Raw genomic sequence first — 24,777 nt, 5'->3', positions numbered from 1 at the left:
CCCTTTCTATCCTACATGAGTTTCAATCAATGATTTGATGCAAATTTTTTTGCAAATGAGGTCGATAACGAATCAATTGCTGTACTTTTTGTATCGTTATTTCTTCTGTTTCCTGATTTATAAAAGCAGCTTCCATCACTTGATTTGATTGAACCTTGTCAGCTTCATATATTACATCTGCAATCCGCATTTGTGTTGGCACTAAATAAGAGGATGTAATAACAGCCTCTTCATTTCCTTCAAAGCCTGCATGGGCAATACCCTTAAGAGCTCCCATAACATAAATGTTACCCGTTGCCATAATCGTACCACCAGGATTTACATCCCCAATTAAAAGCAAGTCACCCTTCACTCTTAACACTTGTCCAGAACGCACAACCCTTGTTAAAGTTAGTAGTTCTGATTGTTGCTTCATTTCTTCTGCTTCTTCTAACGTAATAACATAGGATTCAATTTTCTCAATGGACAAATTTTTATCATTGGTGATGATTTCAGTAAGCTCAATCCTCTGCTCTTTGGACAAGTATCGATAACCTGCGTGAACCCTAACTTTTACTTCGGGTCCTTCGTTATTTTGGTAATGCTTAGAAGATAGCTTTTCTATTAGCTCATCTCGTAAAAACGTATATTCACAAAGATCATCTAAAATAAAAATAAGACCATCCTTTGTTCCTTTTATCGTGACATGTTGTTTTTTTTGTGTCATTACACTCACCTCAGACATACACGCCCCTTCTCCGTGATCCATACAAAAATGACTCATAGCATAATCTTAACTAATTTAATTCAACATTCCCTTACAAAAACCCTGCTCGTAAAAGAGAAAATTCAACTATTTCACATAAATCAGAATGGACTTGGAATAGGGAGTGATACAAATACTCGCGACCAGACTACTTTTTCCTGCTCATGTAACCTTTAATTATCGTTCTCTTAACTTAGATTGTTGAAGTACATATGTAATCAATCTTTTTGCTGGATAAATTAATAAAATGGCGAAGCAAACATTTCCTACTAACGTTGGCCATAATCGTTCATTTAAGAATTGATTAATAGGCATACTTGTATAGTCAATAAGTAAAAATAGCCCATACTGATAAAATTCTATAAATAAAACGGCTCCAACCGAAAGTAAGATTGGGTAGATTAAGCTATCCTGAATTCTTTTATAAGGCATTGAAAACAAATAACCAATCAAACCAAAACCAAATAAATAGACTCCTAGCAAATCTGAATAAACAACATCGTATAATAATCCGAAACTGATACCATAAAAAATACTAGCAGAACGTCCCATAAAGGTTCCAATAAAAACAAGCAAGACGACTACAAAACGGGCAACGACCATATACTCATTTTCAATAGAATGAGTAATGTATTGGAATATCGTCCCCTCTATCACAAAAAAGCCAAATAAAAGTAAAGAGAGGTAGGCTCTGCTCATCAGTCGTCCTCCTCTAATAAACCTTGCTCTAATGTAGCAGACGTTCTCTCTACAATATAAACATAATCTAAGGCGGAGAAATCAGCAGTCGGTTCTATAAATACATTTTGTGTAAGGCCATACTCATCTGGCTCTGCCCCAACGACTTTACCAATTTCTAGCCCAGCTGGATAAACATCCCCAAGACCAGAAGTTGCAACCATTGTATCTAATTCTATTTCTGCATCAATATCTATTTTTCTCATAATGATTAAACCTAAATCTTCATCATAGCTTTCAATAAACCCTGTTTCAGGGTCGTCAGATAAAATTCTTGCAGACACTCGATTAGTAGGATCATCGTCCGTTAATAGTTGAACATAAGAACTAAACTTTCCTACTCTTTTAACTTTACCAATTAATCCTCCATTTGAATCAATAACCGCCATGTCGCGATAAACATCATGTTGCTCTCCACGGTTTAATCCTATATGCTCCTGCCATCTATCTGGATAACGATGAATGACAACTGCTGGACGAAGCAAGTAATCATGCAAGCTTTCTTCTAAATCAATCATATTTCTTAACGTTTCGTTTTCATTTTCAAGCAAATTACGTTCCACCGTGATTTTAGCATATTCCTCTAACCTAGATTTTAAGACTTGGTTTTCTTCGTAAATATTTTTTATATCAGCGGCATTCTCAAAGAAGCCCGCTACAGCATGAGCAGGCTTTGAGAAAATAGATTGAACCCACCCAACTGTGTCACGCATAAATTGCTCTGGGCCACTTATTCGTTCTCTATCATTTAAGCTATAGCCGATCAAAGCCACCAATATAATAATACATACTAATAGTACAATTAACTTTTTATTGGAGAAAAAGGAGGGCATTTAAAATACACCTACTTATGATTTTCTTTCAGATCGTGAAGTAATACCGGCTTTTGAACGGAAGAGATGTAAATTCTCTAATGCTTTACCTGTCCCAATTGCCACACAATCCAATGGGTTTTCTGCCACTATAACAGGCATATTTGTTTCATCACTCAAGACTTGATCTAAGTTTCGTAAATATGCTCCACCACCAGTTAACACGATACCTCTATCCATAATGTCCGCTGCTAATTCTGGGGGTGATTGCTCTAACGTATTTTTAACTGCTTCGATGATTGTCGTTACCGTATCCGATAATGCACCTGCAATCTCATCTGCTGTAACTGAAATGGTTTTAGGTAAACCTGTTAGCAAATCTCGACCACGAATATCCATATCATCGACACCATCCGGTGCACCAGCAGAACCAATTTCAAGCTTTAACGTTTCGGCTGTTCGTTCACCAATCATCAAATTGTATTTTCTTTTAACATATTGAATGATGGCCTCATCCATTTCGTCACCAGCTACACGAATCGATTGACTCGTTACAATTCCACCTAATGAGATAATAGCGACCTCGGTTGTACCTCCACCAATATCTACTACCATACTACCAGTAGGCTCCCAAACCGGTAGCTCAGCTCCGATTGCAGCTGCAAAAGGCTCTTCAAGAGTATAGGCCTCTTTAGCTCCTGCTTGTTTTGTTGCATCCTCTACTGCTCTTTTTTCGACAGCTGTAATTCCTGTTGGAACACAAACCATTACGTTCGGTCTTCGCGAAAAAAGCGAACGGCTTTTGGCTGCTTGTCGAATAAAATATTTAAGCATCGTTGCCGTCGTATCAAAATCTGCAATGACACCATCTTTCATGGGTCTAACCGCTACAATATTTCCAGGTGTTCGCCCAATCATATTTTTTGCATCATTTCCAACCGCTTCTATAGATCCTGTATCTGTACGTAGTGCCACGACAGATGGTTCACGCACCACGATTCCTTTACCTTTTACATAGACAAGCGTATTCGCCGTCCCCAAATCAATTCCTATATCTTTAGCAAAACCACCAAACATCTATATGTATCTCCCTTCAAATGATCCGAAATCATACCCTTTATTATATCGAATAAACTTAGAAAAAAATAGCCTTAAGTTCCCCAAAAATCATTTTACACGATTTCATGTATTTACATGTGAAAATCATGACTCTTTTCATAGCCAGCTTGTCTTCCAACGATATCCTTTATTTAATATGCCCTTGTTCTTTTAAACTAATGTATTGTCTATCACCTATAATAACGTGGTCTAGCAGCTCAATGCCTAACAACTGTCCAGCTTGACTAAGACGAACCGTTACTTCAATATCTTCTCTGCTTGGAGTAGGATCCCCTGATGGATGGTTATGAAGACATATAATCGAAGCGCTCGATCTTTTTAAAGCCTCTTTAAAAACTTCTCTCGGATGAACAATGCTTGCGTTTAAGCTACCGATAAATAAGGTTTGCCTGTGTATCACTTGGTTCTTCGTATTAAGGTAGAGAGCGATAAAATGCTCTTGCTTTAGAAAGCGTAAATCTTCCATAACATAATTTGAGACATCTTCAGGAGAACGAATCACATAGCGCTCTTGTGGCATCATGTTATGAATTCTTCTTCCGAGCTCAACGGCCGCACTTAATTCGACAGCTTTGGCAATTCCGATCCCTTTTAAATGACAGAGCTCTTCTATTGTTGCATCCTTCAAAAGCGTTAAACCATCAAAAGCCTTTAGCAGTTGATGGGCAATCTGAAGAACTGATTCGTTTTTTGTTCCGGTTCTTAAAAGGATGGCTAATACTTCTTGGTTGGATAATGCTCGAACTCCGTCCTTAAGCATACGTTCTCGGGGACGTTCGTTTACGGGGACATCTCGAATGAGGAATGGCTGATGCTTCAACTCTTATTAACACCTACCCATCATTTAATTTAATGCTGTTTCGGATAAACTTGAAATTCGGCTAATGCTCTTATCGTTTTTGCAACTGGAAGACCAACAATAGTAAAATAATCTCCTCTTATTTCCTTGACGAAATAAGCACCTAGACCTTGGATGGCATAGGACCCCGCTTTATCAAAGGGTTCTCCGCTTTTTACGTAATTCTCAATTTCATCATCAGTTAGTGGATAAAAAGTAACAGTGGTTTTTTGAAAAAAAGTGATTTGTTTATGTTTAGATCGTATAGAGACACCTGTAAAAACATCGTGCGACTGACCCGACAACAACTTAAGCATTTGGATAGCTTCTTTTTTATTTCGAGGCTTTCCTAAAACTTCTTGCTCATAGGAAACGATGGTATCGGCTCCAAGAACAATAGAATCCGGCCTTTTATTTAAAACGGCTGTTGCTTTTTGACTGGCTAATTCAAGGACTAATTCATCAGGTGGTAATGGGCGTGCTAGCTCTTCTTCTACATCGCTAACTAAGGTTTCGAAGGAGACTCTCATTTGCTCTAATAATTGTTTACGTCTAGGGGAACTTGAGGCCAAAATAAAAGGTATCATGAAGGGCACCTCACTAATAAGAATTTTCTCTTATTGTACAAGGTTATCTTCATAATACCAAATGTAATCGTAATTAACAATTAAAATCAGAATATTTGATCATTTGTTGTTACTCGAGAGTAATAGCTTGATACTGCTTTAAAATCGTTAAAAGAGTCTGCTGAACATTCCATAAATGAACGTGCTCATTATTATCTTGATAGCTACTGAATTCCACTAAAGCCATTTGAATTTGGTCAGCTAATTGAAGAGCTTGCTCTACTTGTTCTTCTGGCAAATTTTCGAATGCAGAATCACGATTCTCTGAAAGGATTTCTGCACTTGATTTTATCTCTTCCAAATTAGTTTCAGGTAAATCAACATTCTCAACCAATCCTGTTGAAGATAGTATGGCTATTTTTTGGAGAAGCTTCCCTGCCTCTTGAAACCATCCGAGACTCTCTTCTGATAATGACGAATGATTCCCTCCTACTTGAAAGCTTTTTACATACGTATCAATATGATGTTCAGAGAAAATCCCACTTAAAGTATCAGCATTTTCTCGTTCACTAGAGCTTCCAATCAATAAAAAGAATTGGTCAGAGTGAGGAATTAGGACAGCTGGAAAACCTTCTTCCGTTATTTGATTAGCCATTTCATCCCCCTTCTCTAAGGAATGAAACGCTCCAGCTTGTACAACTTCCAGTTGAAAAATCGGCCAGGTCGGTTCGGTAGAAATTGGTGCCATTACTTCTTGGCTTTCTGAGCTGACAAGCTCCGGCTCCGAAACATCTATTGCAGCATGAGAATCACCAGTAAACATCATTTTTACAACAACACCAAAGCTTATTCCAACAATTATCGCTGAAAATACGGCAATGATTGCCATTAAGGGTACTTTATTTATATCCCGATTTTTTTTCTTTTTTCTTTTGTAAGGTAGACTTGGTGCATGCTCTCTGTTTCCATCATCACAAAATGGTTCTTCATTTTTCTTTCTTTCCTGCAGCCTCTGCTCAAAGGAAATAATCTTCTCTGGAAGGGGTGGCTGAATATCTTGGCTTTGCTCTTTCTTGTTAACCTCTTGAAACGTTTGCTTTTCTACCTTTATATCTGATAAAGGTTTATCATTCAAAGAATGCAAAGCTGAATCTTTTTCTTCAGGTAATGCGGTTGACTTACTTTCCTCTTTTTTAACAATATAAATTCCATGCTCTTTGCTATTCACAGGTTCATCTACTCTTTTTATTCCAGGACTTGATATAATCCTTTTTGATTGAACAGGTTGAACTTCTATTCTATCTTCTATAGAAGTATAGTCATGATTTTCTTTCTTTTTTATCTGTTTCTTTTCTCCATTGTTACCCAATTGGCTATCCTGATTTAATTTAATTGAAATGGTCCTCTTCTTATCTTCACCTGCCATGAAAAGTACACCCCATTCACGTCATTGTTATAATTCTATTCTATTAAACTTATACTTTTGATAGAACTAGATTTGTGAAAAATTCAAAAATAATTTTATTTTTGAAAGAGGATTCATTTAAATTTAACCAATGCTTAAAAAGGATTACTTGAATGAGCTCCCTCTAAAAAAGGGTAATTCTGTTCCGTGTTATGAGGATACACTAGCTCTGCAGCGGGATAATAATACGTTGAAAGCAGTAATGTGCATTTCAAAGAATCATTTGCACTTTCAATAGATTCTAACGTAATATTCTCTATGCTAGTTATTCTTTCTAAACGCTGTATTCCCTCTATTAAATCGATAAAATTTTGATAATCTGGTAAAAAAACGGTCATTTCGAGCTGATACGATTGAAGGCCCTCTAAACTAGTTGAAATAGTTTCATCATTTTCTCCATTGTCACTATTTAATTCAGTAGAAAACCCCGCATTAAAATTGAGCTCATTACTTTGCAATACAACGGAGGAAATGTCGACATCCAATAACTCCATTAACTCATTAATCTCCATCGATAAATGTTCTTGCTCAGGCTGCACCGGAATTCTATTGGCCATTTCTTGAAGATTATGAGCTTTTTCACCTTCCATATTCTCTAATTCTTTCGATATAACCGCAATAGCTTCTTTCTCAACAGAAATTTGCTCGGCTAATATCTTGACCTGTTCTCTTTTAGATGACACGCTCGTTTGATAAACAAAAAAATGAAATAAGACAAGGAGGCTGAAAAAAAATAGTAAATAGATGATTCTTTTTTTTGACCAATAAATTTTCATCGACTCTCACCCATTTTTTGAAGATGCTCAGGCATTAACTCGAGAGTTATAATCGCTTTATAATTCTCTTCGCCATTGTCTCTTTCAAGGCTTTCTATCCATACGACTTTCGTAATGGATAATTGATTCAATTGATATTGAAAGCTCATAACATCTAAACGTTCCGTGAATTTAGCGAAAATTTCGAGTCCTGCTGGTGATGACCATTTCAATTCAAGGAAATTCCCCCCCTTTGGAAGAGCATTCGTTACTTCCTCTAACAAATCAGGTAAATATGGAAGCTCCTGTTCAAAATAGTTAGTCATTACCTCCCAGTTTTGATCAATCGAAATTGATGCTTGAATATCTAAAGAGTGAATGTCCTCTGATTCCAAGACCACATCATTTAATAATTGTTCATTCTCTATGTATTCTGCTTCAGCCTTTTTACTTTGCCAATTTGTTAACACGAGTATTAGAAGAAGATAGCCGCAAAGAAAGATTAAAATAACAAAAGGTGTGATATCACGTTTACGTTTTTCCGGAAGCAAATTAATCTCATTCATGAACGCACCTTCTTTTTCAATATTAATCCAAATAAATCATAAAAATGGTGCATCGTTTGATCCTCGATAGAGTGACTATAGGTCATAACAGGTATGTCTGTTTGTTCTGCTATGAACGTCTGAATTTCCTTACTATTTGAATGGTCACCACAAAGTAACAAGTGTGAAAATTGACCTTTTCCAACCTTGACATTATAACGATAAAAATGGAGTACTCTTTCAAGCTCTTGAAAGATTTGTTCCTTCCATGAATTCTTAGAATCATTTTCAGTTAAATATTGGCTATCAATAGGATTCAAAGGCAAATAACGATAAAAAAGCGGGAAGCTATTCTCAAATACAGCAAATGTTAAGGTTTGTTGATCCGCCATTACTAATACTTGTTCTTTATTTTTTTCTAACGATAATCTTTCAGAAAAAAGACGATAACAGCAAAGCGGACGAACATCAATGGCATTTAAAGAAAGAGATAATTTTTCTACTAAACTTTTATATTGTTCAACTACCTTCTCTTGAACGGCAAATACTAAGATATCGTCTAATACCTCACCTTTTTTTATGATTTGAAAATCAAAAAGTGGATCACTCCAAGGAAGCAAAAAGGAATCTCCTAAATCAAAATAAAGCTGTCCGAGTATTTCTTCTCTATTTTTACCTTTTTTCACTTGGTGCTGACGAATAATTAATTGACTGTCTGGAATCGTCATTTGTATATTCACATTTTTCAAGCCCCATTCCTCGAATATCGGGATCAGGAATTCGATTAGTTCCTCCTCTTTTTTAATAAGACCATCTTGGATGAACCCTGGAGGTAAAAAAACCTCTTTAGCCGTTGTAATTTGATCATGAGAAGGACTTTTGCTTGCCAGGAAACGAATAACATGGTCTTTCCATATGATGGAATGACGCTTTTTTGCCGATAAAGAAAATAGACTCATCACTCTCACTCCGATTTGTTTTTTCTATAAGTTACTAATGGCGAAATACCAGTCAATCATTTGATTTCCATAAAAATAACTAACTAAGGCTGCTACTACTATAAAAGGAGCAAACGGAATAGGCTGCTTTCGTTTAACAACTCCCATTAACATTAAACAACCTCCAATGAGTGCTCCTAAAAAGCAAGAAAGCATAAAGGTTAAAATCACTAGCTTATAGCCAAGAACAAAACCTAACAATGCAAATAATTTTATATCTCCTCCACCCATTCCACCTTTACTAACAATCGCGACAACCAACAAGACGATAAATCCTATCATAGCCCCTAATATAAAATCTCCCCACATATCTAATGGAACAAATAAAAGCTTCCATCCTATGAATAGAGCCGTAAAAAATAAAAGAAGTTTATTTGGAATCAACATATAGCGCATATCAGAAACGATTAAAATTAATGAAAGAGAAATCAATAAAAAAGCTTCAATCAGTTGTACTTGAAACCCAATTTTCCAAAAAGCAAATATAAATAAAAGCGCTGTTAAGAATTCAATACTGGGATAAATGGGAGATATTCGAGTTTTACATGTAAGGCATTTTCCATGTAAAAATAAATAGGAAAATAGAGGAATTAACTCTTTGGTGGAGAGCTTTCTTTGACAGCACGGAGTATACGAGCGAGCTTTGTCCCAAAGCGTACCTATCGGTAGTCTCAATCCAACTACATTATAAAAAGAACCTAAGCACAAACCGACTAAAGCAATATAGCTATAAAGAATCCACTCTACCATTCACTCACCCCTCTATGTTAGATATTGAAAGCCTATCCTTGAGATAGGCTTTCTTCGTTTTTACACCTAACTACCACAAGCATCTCTACCTTTACTTGTTAATTGTTGGGAAGTACCGCTAATTGTACATTTCCCCGGAAAAGTAATGTCTACTTCATTTGATCCACTAGAATTTAAGGTTACGGAATATTCCGTTATTGGAGTACTAGCGTCCCACGGATTAATTATTCCATCACCTTCTAAATACTCTTTTAGCTGATCGTGTCCAAGATCCCCATCTACGCTACTTGTTCCTGCTTTATAAAGCTGAGCTGCATTGAGGATTTGTTGGGCGTTCGAAACCGCGGCATCCTTTTTACTATTTTCGATAATCATTCCGATACTTGGGACAGCAATGGCTGCAATGATACCTAAAATCACTACAACGGCTAGCAGTTCTACCAAAGTTAAACCTCGTTCATTCTTTAGGCGCTTTACCATTTTCTTCATGTTTCTTCCTCCTCATAAATATTGGTTTCCTCATTAGAGCTAAGTTTTTAATGCTTCAGTCTAAGCTGATTTATTTACAAACTTGGCCGGTTGCACTACTTGCTCCTGATTATCCAAGTGCCCACATAAAGATAACCATTCAACGCATCCAATTTTATAAAGCAAGGAAATACTCTCTTTAATTGAAATAATTTCTATATAATGAAATTTTATACAAATAGAGACTTATTGTCTAGTTCTTTTTAACTGATATTTTCAAAAAGGGAAAACATCGGCATCATAATCGCTAGCACGATTATTCCTACAAGTAATGCAATAGCTACAATCATAACTGGTTCAATAAAGGCTTTTAGCTGTTCGGTTCCTGCATCTACCTCTTCTTCGTAATAGCTCGCTACTTGCTCCAGCATAGAATCTAAAGTTCCTGTTGCTTCACCTACCGAAATGAGCTGAGTTACTAATGGAGGGAAAACCCAATGTTCTTTCATAGGAGTGGTCATAGATTCACCTCTCTCTAAGTGCGAACGAGCATCTTTTAATACAGAATTAACCACCTGATTTTTTATAATTCTCTCCACAATAGTTACTGCATCTAAAATGGGGACGGAGCTAGCAAATAATGAGCTCATCATTCTAGTCATACGAGCTAGCACCGCTTTTTGTAGAAGCTTTCCAACAAAGGGAATTTTCAATAACAGGTAATCGGTATAATACAATAGCCTTTGATCTTCTTTCACATACAAAATAAATAGAAGGATTAAAAAAACGACTACTAATAGAATCCACCAGAAGGATGTCATAAACTCACCAACATTCATCACCCAAATGGTTAAGAAAGGTAGCTCCTGATCCATATTGGCAAACATACTAACAAACATCGGCACAACAAAGGTTAATAAAAACGTAACAACAAGTAGGGCAAAGAAGCCTACAACTAATGGATAGGTCAAGGTAGCTATTACTTTTTGCTTCGTTCGATGCTGTTTTTCATAGCTGGTAGCAAGCCTATCCACGATTTCATCTAAGTTACCACCAACCTCTCCAGCAAATATCATATTAACAAAGAGCTCAGGGAAAATAGTCGGATGCTTTTTGGCAGCCTCAGATAGAGAGATACCACTATTCACCTCTTCTTTTACTTGATGTAACGCTCCTTTAAGTGGTTTACTAACAGTTTGTTCAGCAGATACTTGGATAGCGCTAACAATCGGAATTCCTGCCTTTAGTAAAGTCGAAAATTGTCTCAAAAATAATACAAACTCTTGATTTTTAACCGTCCTTACACCCAGATTCAGTTCTTTATTAAGCCATTCATTTAACGGATAGACCTGGAGCACGATGATTCCCCGTTTTTGTAAGGAATCTCTTGCTTCAAAAGCCGAAGCCGCTTGAATTTTCCCTAATACTTTTTTTCCATCTACTTGTTTTCCTTCATATGAATAAAGAGCCATCATACGACTCCTTCAGTTAAATATGGCAGAACGGTTTCTCTACTCACCTGATTTTGCTGAATTAATTGGTGAAGAGACATATCTAACGTATGCATACCTTGAGCTTTGCTCGTTTGCATGACACTGCGAATTTGATAGATTTTTTCGTTACGGATTAAGTTTCGAATGGCTCCATTGTTAATTAAAACCTCAGTAGCAGCCACTCTTCCTTGAAAGTTCTTTTGTTTAAATAACCTTTGGGTAATCACTCCGTTTAGTACAGAAGCTAGCTGGATTCGAATTTGTGCTTGCTGTTCATGTGGAAATACATCAATCACTCGATCAATCGTCGAGGCAGCATCAGTCGTATGTAAGGTTCCTAATACTAAATGTCCTGTTTCGGCTGCCGTAATCGCTGTAGCTATCGTCTCATTATCACGCATTTCCCCTACTAAAATAATATCGGGATCTTGACGAAGACAGCTTTTTAAGCCATTAGCAAAATGATGAGTATCAGAACCGATTTCACGTTGGTTAATGATGCTTTTATTGTGCTTATGTAAGTACTCAATCGGATCTTCTAAAGTTATAATATGACGATTATAATGACGATTAATATAATCGATCATAGATGCGAGAGTTGTTGATTTACCACTGCCCGTAGGACCCGTCACTAATACTAATCCATGTGGCTTTTGTGCTAATTCCTTTACTATCTCTGGCATCTTTAATTCTTCTAAGCTAGGAATAGAAGTGGGAATGACCCGAATTGCCAAACAGACACAACCTCTTTGAAAATAAGCATTCACTCGATATCTAGAGACATTCGAAATTCCATAAGAAAAATCAATATCCTTTTTCTTCTTAAATTCCTCCCATAAATAAGAGGGAATTAATGCCTTTGCTAACTCTTTCGTTTCATCTGGTTTTACAAGACTCTCTCTAGCATTCATAAGCTCTCCGTTAATTCGAAACATAGGAGGGATACCTACTGTAATGTGAATATCTGACGCACCTCGATTAAAAGCTTCCGTTAATAGTGATTCCGCTTTTTTCTTCATGCTCAACCTCCATCTTTCTTAATGCTCCAATGCTACTTTTAATACTTCTTCAATCGTTGTGATACCTTTTACCGCTTTTTCTAACCCATCCTTTATTAAAATATTCATCCCCTCTTTTATCGCTTCGTCTTTTAGAACAGTCAATGATTCTTGATTCATTAACATATCTCTTAATTTGGCATTTAATTGTAGCAGCTCATGAATGACGATTCTTCCAAAATAGCCACTATCATCACAAGCAGGACAGCCAACTCCTTTATATAAAGTCGTTGCTTCTATTTGATATTTTCTTAATAATTCCTTTTCCATTTCAGTCGGTTCATAAGAAACCTTACACTCTGTACACACACTTCTCACTAATCTCTGTGTTAACACTCCTGTTAAAGCTGATACTACTAAATAGGGTTCCATCCCCATATCTATAAGCCTTGGTATTGAAGCTATCGCATCATTTGTATGTAATGTACTAAAAACGAGATGACCAGTTAATGAGGCTCTTATCGCATTTTCTGCCGTTTCTTTATCACGAATTTCCCCTATCATAATAATGTTTGGATCCTGTCTTAAAATCGAACGAAGACCTTTAGCAAAGGTTAAGCCAAATTGATGATTTACTTGAACTTGATTAATGCCTTCTAACTGATATTCCACCGGATCTTCAATCGTCACAATATTACTTTCTTCCTTGTTTAAATGATGAATAGCTGTATACAAAGTTGATGTCTTTCCAGAGCCAGTTGGTCCTGTTATTAAAATTAATCCAGAAGGTTTTTCTATTAATTGGCGAAAAATTTTTTCGTTATCAGTAGAAAAATTTAAATCTGCTAGATTCAGAATAAGTTGTTTTGAATTTAATAACCGAACGACAATCTTTTCTCCAAATATAGTAGGTAGCGTTGAAATTCTTAAATCGAGTTCTTCTCCTTCTAATGAAAATTTTGTCCGTCCATCAGAAGGTAGACGATAATCCGTTATATTTAATTGAGCCATTATTTTAATCCTTGCCGTCAAAGCAGGATGTACGGCTTTTGGAAACGTACGAACTGTCCTTAATGTCCCATCAATTCTGTATCGAATATATACCCTCGTTTCAAATGGCTCTATATGAATATCGCTAGCACGTTGCTGATAGGCAGAATATAAAATTTGATTAACTAACTGAATCATCGGAGCCGCTTCATCAGAGTCTGCTTCTTCGACCTGAGAGCCTTGAACCTCAGCTTCTTGTGATAGTTCTGTTATGACATTACTATCTAATTGATAGAAACGCTCAATAGCTCTTATGATTTCCTCTCGTTTTGCTAAACACGGTTCAATCTGAAAGGATGTTAGCATTCGTAAATCTTCGATCGCAAAGAAGTCCATTGGATCGGCCATTGCCACTAATAATTGGTTTCCTGATTGTTTTAGAGGGATTAATTCATGCTTTTTGGCAAAGTCTTTTGAAACTAAACGAAATAGATGAGGCTCAAAAGGATATCGATTTAAATGAACTCGACTTAACCCAAGTTGAATTTCTAATACCTCTAGAAGCTCATCCTCAGTTATCCATTTTTCATTCATCAAATAATGACCAAGCTTTTGTTCTGGCTTCTTAGTAGAAAGAGCCTGCTGCAGCTGCTGCTCTGTAATCTTTTGAGCATCTACTAATAAATCACCGAGCCGTTTCCTTTGCGTCAGAGCCATTTCTTTCCTCCTTGTTCTAATTTATAGGCAGGAGAGCAACTTCTGAAATAAAGACCTATAAAAAGAAATTATTTTACATAAAATAAAGACTTTATATCTAGTTCTTTTTCGTTTATTGTATAATAAAGTCCTAATTTTGGAAAGAAAAAACTATTACTTTTTTCATACCCTCAGAATGGGAGGTTCTAAATAAGATGATTCATACCAGAAAAAATCACTCAAAAGGATTTACATTACTTGAGGTTATTGTCTCTTTAGCATTACTGACTACCTTCACATTAGTATTCGCTGGACTAATAGGTAATAGTGTTTCTGCTAATAAGTTAAACGAGGAAAGGCTATCCGCAACATTGCTCGCTCAAAGTGAGCTTGAGGCTCTTCGTTTTGCAAGAGATTCATCCTTGAAATCAGACGATGACTTTTTCCAGTTAAAAAATGAAATCATCCATTCTTCTGATGGCTTATTTCAGCTATCGATTGAAATGAAAAACATACAACCCTCACTTATTGAGATTACGGTTAGCGTCACGAGTACTAGAACAAATAGTCCTTTAGCTCGTGATCCAATTACTCTCAAAACGATGTTATTTGTTGAGGAGGAGGAATCATAATATGAAGATCCTTTTCAATCAAAGAGGAGTAGCTTTGCCATTATTATTAGTTGTTATAACCGTTACTTTATTAGCTCTAGCTCTTTTATTTAACATTTTGTCAACCGAGTATAAAGGGCATTCGATTCGTTCAGAGCAAATTAAGGCTAGCTTTGCGGCTGAATCAGGAATTGAACAAATGATTAGCCTCATTTATCAGCACCCAGCTCAAGCTGAGTCCTTTTGTCAAAATTCTTTTTTAGCAGAGGTCAATGATTATCAAATAGACGTGAGCTGCGTTTATCTTGCTGATTCTATAAAGATTACAAGTACAGCAAAGAATAAAGAAGGAAACAACCTTTACCATCGCCAAACCGAGGCTTTAATCAAGATTTATAAATCTAGTAATCAAATATCTAGTCTTGAGATTATAGATTGGCAAACTACGCGTTTGGAGGAGAGCTAATATGATGAAATATCTGAATGAGAAAGGACTCTCTATCATTGAGCTTTTAGCAGCGATTAGTTTACTAGCTCTTATTTTTACTGGGGCTATGTACATCTATCAACATCAATTTAAAGCACAAGAATTAGTCATTCAATCCTCCCATGAACGAATTAATGTACAAACGCTCGTTTCAGAAATGAAACATCATATCGAACAATCCTCTTACCTAAGTGAAATCGAGAAAAATCATTTAGCTGTTCAAGTTGGAAATGAAATCGTCTTTTACGAAATTAATCAAGCGGGAGAATTAGTACAAACAAAAGCAGGTGTAGCCAAAACCTTATTAGAGGATGCCAATTCATTAATATTAATGGATTCAAGCTTAGTGCAGCTTTCAATTGAAGGACAGCAAGACGTTATTTCAATGAATAAAAGATATTTAACCGTAAATGTTCCCTTTGAGGAAGAAACAGAAGATGATTCTCCGGATGAATATGATTGGAGCAAGCCTAACTATGATTATGAAATCACTTGTTTAGTAGGTGAATTTTCTTATCCAAAGGATACTGACTTTGAAGAAGCAGTCATTCGAAATGATATTACCTGCAATCAAACAAATGGCGTTCTTTCTACTAAACAAAGAACGTATATTCCTCTAGCTCTAGGCTCTATTAAAGTGAATACCCATCAATTTATCATTGGTAATGAAACGACTCTTCATTTAACAAACGGGTCTTTACTAACCAATGCAGCTATAGATATTTCTCATCAAGCCACTTTGAATGTTGCTCATTACCTTTATTCAGAAAAAGATATTACCCTTAAGCCTTCCCCTTCTTTTTTAATAGCTGGAAAGCTTTATTCGAATAACTTAACCTTAAGCTCTGCCTCTGAAGCTACTATAAATGGTCCAATGAAAATAACGAATCAGTTATTACTTAAACCAGCCGCTTCAAAAATAGCAGCTACTCATCTTGAGTCTGATTCCTTAGTAATCGGTTCTCAAAGTGAACTTACTGTGATGAATGATTTAGTCATTTCTCGTGATGTTCAGCTAGACGCTTCGAACTCAGCTTTGACAGCAAAAAGACTCTTTACGACTCATGTCACCTTAAATTCAAATAGTAAGATGCTGGTTGAAGAGTCGGTTATCGCTAACGGAAATCTCATAATCAAATCAAGTAATAGTACGATTCATACTAAAAATATTCAAGCTCAATCTATCCTTTTACATTCAGGAATCAGTTTAGATATCCCCGGGAATTTGCTCGTTGAAAATGATATCGTATTAGAAAATTCAAATGCCAAAATACAAGCTAATGATATTAACACGAAATCCCTATATATTAAGCAAAGTGGTCAAGTGAATAGTCAAAATCAGTTAAACGTTCGTGGTGAATTGAACGTTGGTAACTCTGCAAAAATCACTTCTGGAGGTCCTCTTATCATTCAAGGTGACGTTTTGACTGCACATGGTAGTAGTATTACGGCAGAGGATCGTATGTTCGTCGGTGGAAAGCTTACGATTGCACAAGCTCATCATTTAAACGTTCATAACTATTTACAGACAGAAGGAAGCATTGATTTATCCTCTAACATTATGTTTCAAATTGAAGGTGATTTACTGACTAAAGGGCGAATTACGACTGTTCAAGATTCTTCTTTTACTGTTACGAATCATTTATTTGCGGACAGTGGGTTACAAATTACAGAAAATGTAGTGGCAACAGTTGGTGGTGATGCTTATATCAATTCAGACGTAACATTTAATAGCAGCTGGAGTCAGAGCACTGCTTTCAATATCGGAGGTACCTTACACTATGTAAACATTGTTAATGACCGCTCAAATTCACTTATAAAAACAGCCTCCCGAAAACCTTATACGGAGCTAAACTTATCTTCTTATTTTCACAGCATCCCTTAAATACCTATTTAAATATTAAAAGTGCAGAATGAAATACCTCTCATAAATGAAAGCTAGAAAAAGAAGAATCGGACAAAAACTAATCAAGCATAGGAGCTTACGCTAATATATTATTCCTTCTACGTACTGCAAAAAAACGAGTCCCATTAATGAATCGGACTCGTTTCTTTTTACATGAATCAATTTCATCATTCATATCTTTTAATCAAAACCGAACGATTTGGTTTTTGATTTTCACTTTAGGTAGATGCTTTCCCAAGGGCTTGTCTTCAGCTAACTCTGACTACGCAGAGCTTCGCCAGAGTGGATCTTCAGACTGCGTTGGGAGTCACTACCTACCGTTTCAATCATGAAGTTCATTCGCAAACGTTTAAATCATATTTTATAAGAAACGTTCGGTTTTATTTGTTTATAGAGCAATGATGAAATCCACTCACATATAGTGTTTATTCTCTTTGAATGAAAGCTCTCCATTTTTAAATGCTTTTCTTACATCTGATATAAAATAAAGAGAACCCGTTATGACGAGCATTTCGTCTGCATGCAATTCTTTTATTACTGATGATATCGCTTTATGCCAATCTGCTTCCCATGACTTTTTAGTCATATCCGATTTTTTATAAAGCTCTTCTGGATCAGCGGCTCGAAAAAAGTTAAAGCCTGTAAACAAAATGTTCAAATCGATGCTACTAAAAGGAGCCAGTAACCGATTCACATCCTTCTCCTTTGTTACAGCAAAAACGAAGCGGTATTTTCTAGTAGGATATTGATTTACTAGTGTTTCCTTCAGTGCCAACAAGCCTTCTTCATTATGAGCTCCATCAATGACAATGAATGGAGCCGAGGAATGAAGTACCTCAAACCTTCCAATCCAGCTTGTTTTTCTTATCCCTACAGTATAATGACTTTTTTCTAGCTTTATAAGTTGCTTGTCATGTAAAAGGCTTAATACCATTAATGCTACGCTAGCATTATGGATTTGATGTTCTCCTTTCATTTGCAGGACCGCATCATCTACTGTTAAGAATTGAGACTGAAATTTAAAATGTTGCTCTTGTTCATTCCATTTTGTTTTTTTGTAATCGTAATCCTCTTCTATTTGAAAGAGTGCGGCATTTTTTTGCTTACTCACTTTTCTGATTATCTCTTGTGCTTGCTTTTGTTTCACTCCAGAAATAACCGGTATATCCTGCTTTATAATTCCCGCCTTTTCAAAGGCAATTTTTTCTAAAGTATCACCTAAAATATGCATATGATCATGGCCAATAGAGGTTATAACCGATGCAATAGGAGTCAATACATTAGTTGAATCCAGCCTTCCGCCTAATCCTACTTCCATTAAAACAATATCAGGCTTCATTTCAGCAAAATAGTTAAAGGCAATCGCTGTAATCACTTCAAATTCAGTTGGTGATCCTAGCTCTGTTTGTGCAAGCTCCTCGACAAGCGGACGAATCAGTTGAGCGGATTGTACTAAGTGCTCTTCTGAAATAGGATGACCATTTAAAGATATTCGCTCTTCAAAGCATTCTATGTATGGTGAAGTAAATGTCCCAACTGAATAACCAGCAGATTGTAAAACATTCCTTAAATAGCTAACGGTTGATCCTTTTCCATTTGTACCTGCTATATGAATGAAGGTTGATTTCTTTTCTGGATTACCCAAAGTATCGAGCATCCATTCCATCCTTTTTAGCCCTGGCTTAATGCCAAAAGATAATAAAGAATGAATCCAATCTATAACCTCTTCTGACTTTTTCACGAATTCCAACCCCTAAATAATTGACTTGACTACTCTATTATACAAAGACCTCTAGCTTTTTTCTATCCATTTAATTGGTATTAAAAAGAGAAGCAAGCTCTTAAGCTCACTTCTCTAATCCATTAGCTTTGTAATTCTTGTATTCTTGCTTTTACAGCATCGCGCTTTTCAGAATAATCCTTTTGTTTTGCTTTTTCTTCTTCAATCACTTTTTCTGGTGCCTTAGCAAGAAAACCTTGGTTAGAAAGCTTTTTCTCTACACGTTCTACCTCTTTATTAAGCTTTTCTACTTCTTTTTCTAAACGTTTCACTTCCTCTTCAATATCTAATAGTCCGGCAAGTGGTAGATAAACTTCTACTCCACTTAAAACATTCGACATTGATTTTTCTGGAGCCGTTACATTCGTCCCTAGTTCTAATTTACTTGGGTTACAGAATTTTTCTAAATAAGTTTCTCCACGTTTTAGCTGTTCCAAAATTTGTTCATCTTTTGCTTGTAGTAGCATTTCGATTTGCTTACTCATAGGTACATTAAGCTCTGAGCGGGTATTGCGAATAGAACGAATGATTTCCTTAAGCAGCTGCATATCTTGATTAGCCTGTGGAAAAACAAATTCCTCTTGGTGTGTAGGCCATGCCGCTACTGTTATTGACGTTCCTTCATGAGGTAAGTGCTGCCATATTTCCTCGGTAATAAACGGCATAAATGGGTGCAGTAGACGCATCGTCTGATCTAACACATAAGCTAAAACGGAACGAGTCATCTTCTTTGCCGCTTCGTCCTCACCATATAATGGAAGCTTTGCCATTTCAATATACCAATCACAAAAATCATCCCAAATGAAGTTATATAAAATTCTTCCTACTTCCCCAAATTCATATACCTCTGTTAATCGAGTTACATCAGAGATGGTTTCCTGAAGACGGGTTAAAATCCATTGATCAGCGATCGATTTTTCACCGTTTAAATCAATTTCATCATAAGTTAAACCTTCCATATTCATTAAGGCAAAACGAGAAGCGTTCCAAATTTTATTCCCGAAATTCCAAGTTGATTCGACCTTTTCCCAATAGAAACGAAGATCATTACCTGGCGAGCTGCCCGTAGCTAAGAAATAGCGAAGTGCATCAGTACCATATTTATCAATGACTTCAATTGGATCGACTCCATTACCAAGTGACTTACTCATCTTTCGCCCTTCTGAATCTCGGATTAATCCATGAATTAATACATCTTTAAAGGGGCGTTTTTCTGTAAATTCCAAGCCTTGGAATATCATTCGGGATACCCAGAAAGCAATAATATCATATCCAGTTACAAGAGCACTGGTTGGATAATACCGTTTAAAGTCAATTTCGTTCTCATCTGGCCATCCCATCGTTGAGAAAGGCCATAAAGCAGAGCTAAACCATGTATCTAAAACGTCCTCATCCTGGTTCCAATTTTCAATATCACTAGGCTCTTCATGTCCCACATAAAGCTCACCTGTTTCTTTATGATACCAAGCAGGTATGCGATGTCCCCACCAAAGCTGACGAGAAATACACCAATCACGGATATTTTCCATCCAACGTAAGTAGGTGCCTTCAAATCTCTCTGGGACGAAGTTCACTTTTTCTTCCGAATTCTGTAATTTAATCGCTTCATCAGCTAATGGCTGCATTTTGACAAACCATTGTGTCGATAAATAAGGCTCAACAACCGCGCCACTTCGCTCAGAATGACCTACAGAATGCATGTGTTCTTCAATTTCAAAAAGAACGCCAGCGTCTTGTAAATCTTTAACGATTTGTTTACGGCAATCGAAGCGATCTAACCCATCATATTTGCCTGCATTTTCATTCATCGTTCCATCTTCGTTCATTACTAAGATACGTTCTAGATTATGACGATTACCAATTTCAAAGTCGTTCGGATCATGAGCTGGTGTTATTTTTACCGCACCTGAGCCAAATTCAATATCTACATAGTCGTCGGCAACGATTGGTATCTCACGATTCGTAATCGGCAACGTTACCGTTTTTCCAATTAGATGCTGATAGCGCTCATCATTTGGATGAACAGCAACTGCTGTATCACCAAGCATCGTTTCTGGACGGGTGGTCGCTACTGCAATCGAACCACTTCCATCACTCAAAGGATAATTCATATGATAAAAAGCGCCTTGAACATCCTTATAGATGACTTCAATATCAGAAAGAGCGGTTTTAGTTTGCGGATCCCAGTTAATGATATATTCACCACGATAAATAAGACCTTTTTGATAAAGTGAAACAAAAACTTCCCGAACCGCTTTGGAAAGTCCCTCATCTAAAGTGAATCGTTCTCTTGAATAATCAACTGAAATTCCTACCTTTGACCATTGATCTCGGATAAAGCTAGCATATTCCTCTTTCCATTCCCATGACTTCTCTAAAAACTTCTCACGTCCAAGCTCATATCGATTGGTTCCTTCTTCTTTTAGCTTGGCTTCAACCTTTGCTTGTGTAGCAATTCCAGCATGGTCCATTCCTGGTAACCAAAGCATGTCATATCCTTGCATTCTTTTTGTTCTTGCAATAATATCTTGGAGTGTTAAATCCCAAGCATGACCTAAGTGAAGCTTTCCTGTTACGTTAGGTGGCGGAATAACAATGGAGTAAGGCTTTTTATTCGGATCTCCCGTTGCTTCAAAATACTTACCTTCTAGCCATTTCGAATACCACTTTTTTTCTGTTTCTTTCGGATCATATTTTGTAGGCATTTCCAATTCTTGAATTTCTTTATCCATTTCATACACTCCATTTCTATGAATATAATCATCAAATCCATCATCTTTTGTAAAGATTTATTTCTTTTTAGAACATAAAAAAACCCTCTACATCCAAAGGACGAAGAGAGTTATATTCGCGGTACCACCTTTGTTTGTACATCTATCCATACTGAAGATGTACACACTCAAAAAAGTTAACGGTTACTCCGACTCTGCCTAATTTATTTCAACAAAGTGACTCATAGGCGACCTTCTATTCATCCATCTTAAGAAATCTCTCAGCCTAGGATTTCTTTCTCTTTGAAGCTTCTGAATATACTCTTCCTACTCAACGTCTTTTAATATCAATTTGTATCGTTATTTTAATCAATAGTCATCATTATGTCAATATCAGCTTCGCCTAATTTACCTGCTTTTATTCAACCTAAGGAAAATATTGTACGACTTTTATCTCCTTTTTCTCATTAGGTGCATAGTCTATCCATATAAACCTTTTAATAAAGGGAGGTTTTCCCGAATGAGTTTTAACAAAAGCCGGTATTATCCTAACCAAAAGCCATCATGGTGGTGTCGAATTCGCGGAATTGCTGCCCAAATTCTCATTCCACTTCTGTGCTTTCAATTTATTCGCACTCTTTTTCTTCCAACTGTGTTTGATGTTTTCCTTTTAACCTTAATGGTCGTTTTATATCTTGCTATATGGTTGAAATTAATTTAAAACTCACTTTTTACTCGTAAAAAACAAACCGCTTCCCTTTGTTCAAAAAAGGGATAAGCGGTTTTGTTTCACCTATATCGTATTACCAAAAAAGCTCCTCTAAAGCTTCTTCTCGATATAAATTAATCATTTCCGTTAGGTTTTGAGCAATGTCATGAGGATTTACTTCACCATTTGCAATGGCCGCTTCCACATCACCATATTCACCACCAAAATAAACTTCATCTAAAAACGTTTGGAATCCAGGCTGTGCTGCTCCACCTAGCGGGATAGGTTCCTTTGCTCTTTCTAAGAAATTAGCTACATACTCCGTATCAGGGAGTAAATCAGCTAGCGCATCCCAAATTTCAGTGTCATTAATAATGGGTAACCCATCTGGATGAGCAAACATCAGAGATCCATCTTCGTTCGTTAATGTTTCAAAAGCTTCGATTTTGGCTAACCAACCTTCTTTACCCCAACCAAAGAATTTTAATAACTCATAAGCTTCACGAGGATTTTCTGAAGACGGAGAGATCGTGCCAAAATCAATAAAGGCTGGTTTATGCTCAGTCGTTGCGTTGTCTCCTTTTGGTACTGTATAAGGAACCCACTTTATCCCTTTATCAATAAACTCTGGCTCGGCAAATAGTCCCATAGTCCACCATGCATCTAATTGCATGGCTAAACGGCCCGAACTTGCTGCCCACAAAAGTCTGTCTCCAAATGCCGCTTCTGCTTCATCTGTATCATAAAAAGGAGAATGCACTCCGCTTCTAACAAATTGTCCGTGCTGATCCATTGCCGCTGCCCAATCAGCTGTTAAGTCGTAGGATTCACCATCCCATCCAAACTCACCAAATGCATCCTGATTAACAATTGGAGCCATTGTCACAAGCTTTGTAAATGTATTGTAGCCAAAAATCCCTTGCTCTGGTACTGTCATCTCCTGCATTAAATCAATCATTTCCCTGTATGTCCAATCAGGTGATGGCATGTCAACATTCAATTGGTTAAATAAATTTTCATCTAAATAAATCGTATAAGGTAAGTAAGCGGCAGCTGCTGCTTGTTTTCTTTCTCCATCAAAGTATCCTACATCCTTTAAGGTGTCTAAAATCATATCCGATTCAGGATCCGCCTCAAAATATTCAGTCATATCTCCTAGCCAACCATTTCGAACAGCAATATCAACATTACCCATATACCAAAAAACATCTGGTATTTCCCCTGTACTAGCAAGGTTCATTAGGTGATCATTCCAACCGTCTTGCTCCATTTGAACGAGTTCAACTGTAATGTTTGGATATTTCTCCATAAATTTGTCTGCTAAAAATTGATTAAGATTATGATTAGCCCATGAAGCATAGCTTAACGTAATTTCTTCAGTCGTCATTTCCTGTAAAGCTGCTCCATCCGCTCCTCCTCCTTCTTCCGTACTCTCATTACCACCTTCTGATGACACATCTTCTGAACTATCATTCGAACAACCAATCATTAAAAATAGAAACATAAAACTGAATATCATTGTCACAAGCCAAGATTTCTTTTTCATCTTAATCCCCCTATTTCTAAAATGATTTATATTACGGTGACTATTCACCAGCAATACCAGAACGGTCTACACTTTCCACAAAATATCGTTGCATAAAGAAATAAATTAATAATAATGGTAATAAGCTAATCATCGTTCCTGCCATTTTAATTCCTTCATTAATTTTATTTGGGCTGTTTTCAACAACTGGATACATTGCTTCATAATTTTGCTCAAATTGCTGGAGCTGCAATAAAATAGTTGTCAAATCGGTATTTCGACTCGTTAAATACAGAGTGGTTAAATACGTCTCATTCCAATACCATACAAAGGAAAATAAAAAAGAGATGATAAAGGCTGGCACAGCCATCGGAATCGCAATCCGAAAGAAACATGTTAATGGATTAGCTCCATCTACCTCAGCCGCTTCATAAAGAGATTGAGGGGTTTGTTTAAAAAATTGATAAAATATTAAAATAAAGATGGTACTATTTAGCCCTTGCCCTAATGCCGCCGGTATCGCAAAAGCATTCAAAGAACCCGTCCATTCAAAGGTACTGAACAGTCGATAAGTTGGCATCATTAGAATTTGAGGTGGAATAATAAACGTAAAAATCATAAGAGCAAAAAATAATTTTTTAAAGGGAAATTGAAATCTAGCAAATCCATAACCCGCTAATGCAGCCACTACTACTTGAAAAATGGTCGGAACCGCCGCAATTAGCATACTCCCTACAAAAGAATCTCGAATATTCATAACCGAAAAGGCCTGTTGATAATTTTCAAGATAAAGAGAGGATGGAATCCAATTAATCGATGTATCTAATAAATCTTCTAAAGATTTCATGCTTGTAATGAACATGTATATCATCGGGTACAAATAGACAAAACCAATCGTAATCAGCAGTGTATAAATAAAGAACTTCAATAAAAAGCCTCTTCGATTGTTAAAGCCAAATAAAAACCGATTCATTTTAACTAAAATTAATCTCAGCTTTTCTTTCTTTCCAATGTTTTCATTACGCAGCATCGGTATTAATCCGGTTTTCGCTTCATTTATCTTCATTTTCAT

23 protein-coding genes, 1 riboswitch and 1 other annotated feature are annotated in these 24,777 nt (G+C 36.5%); of the genes, 4 read left to right on the top strand and 19 right to left on the bottom strand.

The annotated features are described in order from the left end of the window. Positions 1–22: 22 nt before the first annotated feature. The 15 genes from minC to AZF04_RS10050 all read right to left on the bottom strand — a co-directional run bounded on the left by minC (position 23) and on the right by AZF04_RS10050 (position 13,997). The gene (gene minC / locus AZF04_RS10120) at positions 23–706 is read right to left on the bottom strand and encodes a septum site-determining protein MinC (protein ID WP_061948726.1); all 684 of its coding nucleotides are present in this window, start codon (positions 704–706) and stop codon (positions 23–25) included. 216 nt (positions 707–922) lie between these two features. Then, the gene (mreD, locus tag AZF04_RS10115) at positions 923–1,444 is read right to left on the bottom strand and encodes a rod shape-determining protein MreD (protein WP_061948588.1); all 522 of its coding nucleotides are present in this window, start codon (positions 1,442–1,444) and stop codon (positions 923–925) included. After that, positions 1,444–2,316 (bottom strand): rod shape-determining protein MreC, encoded by an 873-nt coding sequence (gene mreC / locus AZF04_RS10110; protein ID WP_045480545.1) that lies wholly within the window; start codon positions 2,314–2,316, stop codon positions 1,444–1,446. The genes mreD and mreC overlap by 1 nt, the downstream gene beginning before the upstream one ends. Before the next feature lie 15 nt (positions 2,317–2,331). Then, positions 2,332–3,372, bottom strand: coding sequence for a rod shape-determining protein (locus AZF04_RS10105; RefSeq protein ID WP_045480548.1), 1,041 nt, complete (start codon positions 3,370–3,372; stop codon positions 2,332–2,334). Positions 3,373–3,541: 169 nt separating this feature from the next. Beyond that, positions 3,542–4,234, bottom strand: coding sequence for a RadC family protein (gene radC / locus AZF04_RS10100; protein ID WP_268753417.1), 693 nt, complete (start codon positions 4,232–4,234; stop codon positions 3,542–3,544). A gap of 29 nt (positions 4,235–4,263) precedes the next feature. Continuing rightward, entirely contained in the window at positions 4,264–4,839 is a 576-nt protein-coding gene (locus AZF04_RS10095; RefSeq protein WP_061948587.1) for a Maf family protein, read from the bottom strand. A gap of 109 nt (positions 4,840–4,948) precedes the next feature. Beyond that, entirely contained in the window at positions 4,949–6,244 is a 1,296-nt protein-coding gene (locus AZF04_RS10090; protein ID WP_061948586.1) for a hypothetical protein, read from the bottom strand. Positions 6,245–6,378: 134 nt separating this feature from the next. Beyond that, positions 6,379–7,059 (bottom strand): type 4a pilus biogenesis protein PilO, encoded by a 681-nt coding sequence (pilO, locus tag AZF04_RS10085; protein ID WP_061948585.1) that lies wholly within the window; start codon positions 7,057–7,059, stop codon positions 6,379–6,381. Then, complete coding sequence (locus tag AZF04_RS10080; RefSeq protein ID WP_061948584.1) at positions 7,056–7,604, bottom strand: hypothetical protein; 549 nt, start codon at positions 7,602–7,604, stop codon at positions 7,056–7,058. Before AZF04_RS10080 ends, pilO begins: the two co-directional genes overlap by 4 nt. Beyond that, complete coding sequence (gene pilM / locus AZF04_RS10075) at positions 7,601–8,542, bottom strand: type IV pilus biogenesis protein PilM (protein ID WP_061948583.1); 942 nt, start codon at positions 8,540–8,542, stop codon at positions 7,601–7,603. Before pilM ends, AZF04_RS10080 begins: the two co-directional genes overlap by 4 nt. A 24-nt stretch (positions 8,543–8,566) precedes the next feature. Beyond that, positions 8,567–9,331 carry a prepilin peptidase gene (locus AZF04_RS10070; RefSeq protein WP_061948582.1) on the bottom strand — a complete coding sequence of 255 codons (765 nt, stop codon included), beginning with the start codon at positions 9,329–9,331 and terminating at the stop codon, positions 8,567–8,569. 66 nt (positions 9,332–9,397) lie between these two features. Next, positions 9,398–9,811, bottom strand: coding sequence for a type II secretion system protein (locus tag AZF04_RS20685; protein WP_082795300.1), 414 nt, complete (start codon positions 9,809–9,811; stop codon positions 9,398–9,400). An 84-nt stretch (positions 9,812–9,895) separates the two neighbouring features. After that, positions 9,896–9,979, bottom strand: a riboswitch (cyclic di-GMP riboswitch). Between the two features lie 83 nt (positions 9,980–10,062). Continuing rightward, positions 10,063–11,271, bottom strand: coding sequence for a type II secretion system F family protein (locus AZF04_RS10060; RefSeq protein WP_061948581.1), 1,209 nt, complete (start codon positions 11,269–11,271; stop codon positions 10,063–10,065). Continuing rightward, on the bottom strand, positions 11,271–12,311 hold the full coding sequence (locus AZF04_RS10055) for a type IV pilus twitching motility protein PilT (protein WP_061948580.1): 1,041 nt from the start codon (positions 12,309–12,311) through the stop codon (positions 11,271–11,273). The genes AZF04_RS10060 and AZF04_RS10055 overlap by 1 nt, the downstream gene beginning before the upstream one ends. An 18-nt stretch (positions 12,312–12,329) precedes the next feature. Beyond that, positions 12,330–13,997, bottom strand: coding sequence for a GspE/PulE family protein (locus AZF04_RS10050; RefSeq protein ID WP_061948579.1), 1,668 nt, complete (start codon positions 13,995–13,997; stop codon positions 12,330–12,332). 194 nt (positions 13,998–14,191) lie between these two features. Here AZF04_RS10050 and AZF04_RS10045 point away from each other — a divergent pair, with 194 nt between their 5' ends. The 3 genes from AZF04_RS10045 to AZF04_RS10035 are packed head-to-tail and all read left to right on the top strand — an operon-like array spanning position 14,192 to position 16,959. After that, the gene (locus AZF04_RS10045; RefSeq protein ID WP_061948578.1) at positions 14,192–14,608 is read left to right on the top strand and encodes a type IV pilus modification PilV family protein; all 417 of its coding nucleotides are present in this window, start codon (positions 14,192–14,194) and stop codon (positions 14,606–14,608) included. A gap of 1 nt (position 14,609) precedes the next feature. Then, positions 14,610–15,053: a hypothetical protein gene (locus AZF04_RS10040; RefSeq protein WP_061948577.1), complete on the top strand. Its 444-nt coding sequence runs from the start codon at positions 14,610–14,612 to the stop codon at positions 15,051–15,053. A 1-nt stretch (position 15,054) separates the two neighbouring features. Further along, positions 15,055–16,959 (top strand): hypothetical protein, encoded by a 1,905-nt coding sequence (locus tag AZF04_RS10035; RefSeq protein WP_061948576.1) that lies wholly within the window; start codon positions 15,055–15,057, stop codon positions 16,957–16,959. A gap of 433 nt (positions 16,960–17,392) precedes the next feature. On the opposite strand, the gene AZF04_RS10030 is transcribed toward AZF04_RS10035, so the two are convergent. Both AZF04_RS10030 and AZF04_RS10025 read right to left on the bottom strand, forming a co-directional pair. Beyond that, entirely contained in the window at positions 17,393–18,721 is a 1,329-nt protein-coding gene (locus tag AZF04_RS10030) for a bifunctional folylpolyglutamate synthase/dihydrofolate synthase (protein ID WP_061948575.1), read from the bottom strand. Between the two features lie 122 nt (positions 18,722–18,843). Next, positions 18,844–21,492, bottom strand: a complete 2,649-nt coding sequence (locus AZF04_RS10025) for a valine--tRNA ligase (protein ID WP_061948574.1) — start codon at positions 21,490–21,492, stop codon at positions 18,844–18,846. 93 nt (positions 21,493–21,585) lie between these two features. Beyond that, positions 21,586–21,815 (bottom strand) — a binding site (T-box leader). Between the two features lie 176 nt (positions 21,816–21,991). Between AZF04_RS10025 and AZF04_RS10020 the strand changes: the two genes are divergently transcribed. Further along, entirely contained in the window at positions 21,992–22,192 is a 201-nt protein-coding gene (locus tag AZF04_RS10020; RefSeq protein WP_061948573.1) for a hypothetical protein, read from the top strand. An 82-nt stretch (positions 22,193–22,274) separates the two neighbouring features. On the opposite strand, the gene AZF04_RS10015 is transcribed toward AZF04_RS10020, so the two are convergent. Beyond that, positions 22,275–23,726, bottom strand: a complete 1,452-nt coding sequence (locus AZF04_RS10015) for an ABC transporter substrate-binding protein (protein ID WP_061948572.1) — start codon at positions 23,724–23,726, stop codon at positions 22,275–22,277. A 40-nt stretch (positions 23,727–23,766) separates the two neighbouring features. After that, on the bottom strand, positions 23,767–24,771 hold the full coding sequence (locus tag AZF04_RS10010; protein WP_201030530.1) for a carbohydrate ABC transporter permease: 1,005 nt from the start codon (positions 24,769–24,771) through the stop codon (positions 23,767–23,769). Between the last annotated feature and the right edge of the window lie 6 nt (positions 24,772–24,777).

Source organism: Alkalihalobacillus trypoxylicola (assembly GCF_001590785.1).
Taxonomy (GTDB): Bacteria; Bacillota; Bacilli; order Bacillales; family Bacillaceae_D; genus Alkalihalobacillus; species Alkalihalobacillus trypoxylicola.
Note: the sequence above shows the minus strand (reverse complement) of the source record. Positions and strands in the feature narration are given on the sequence as shown.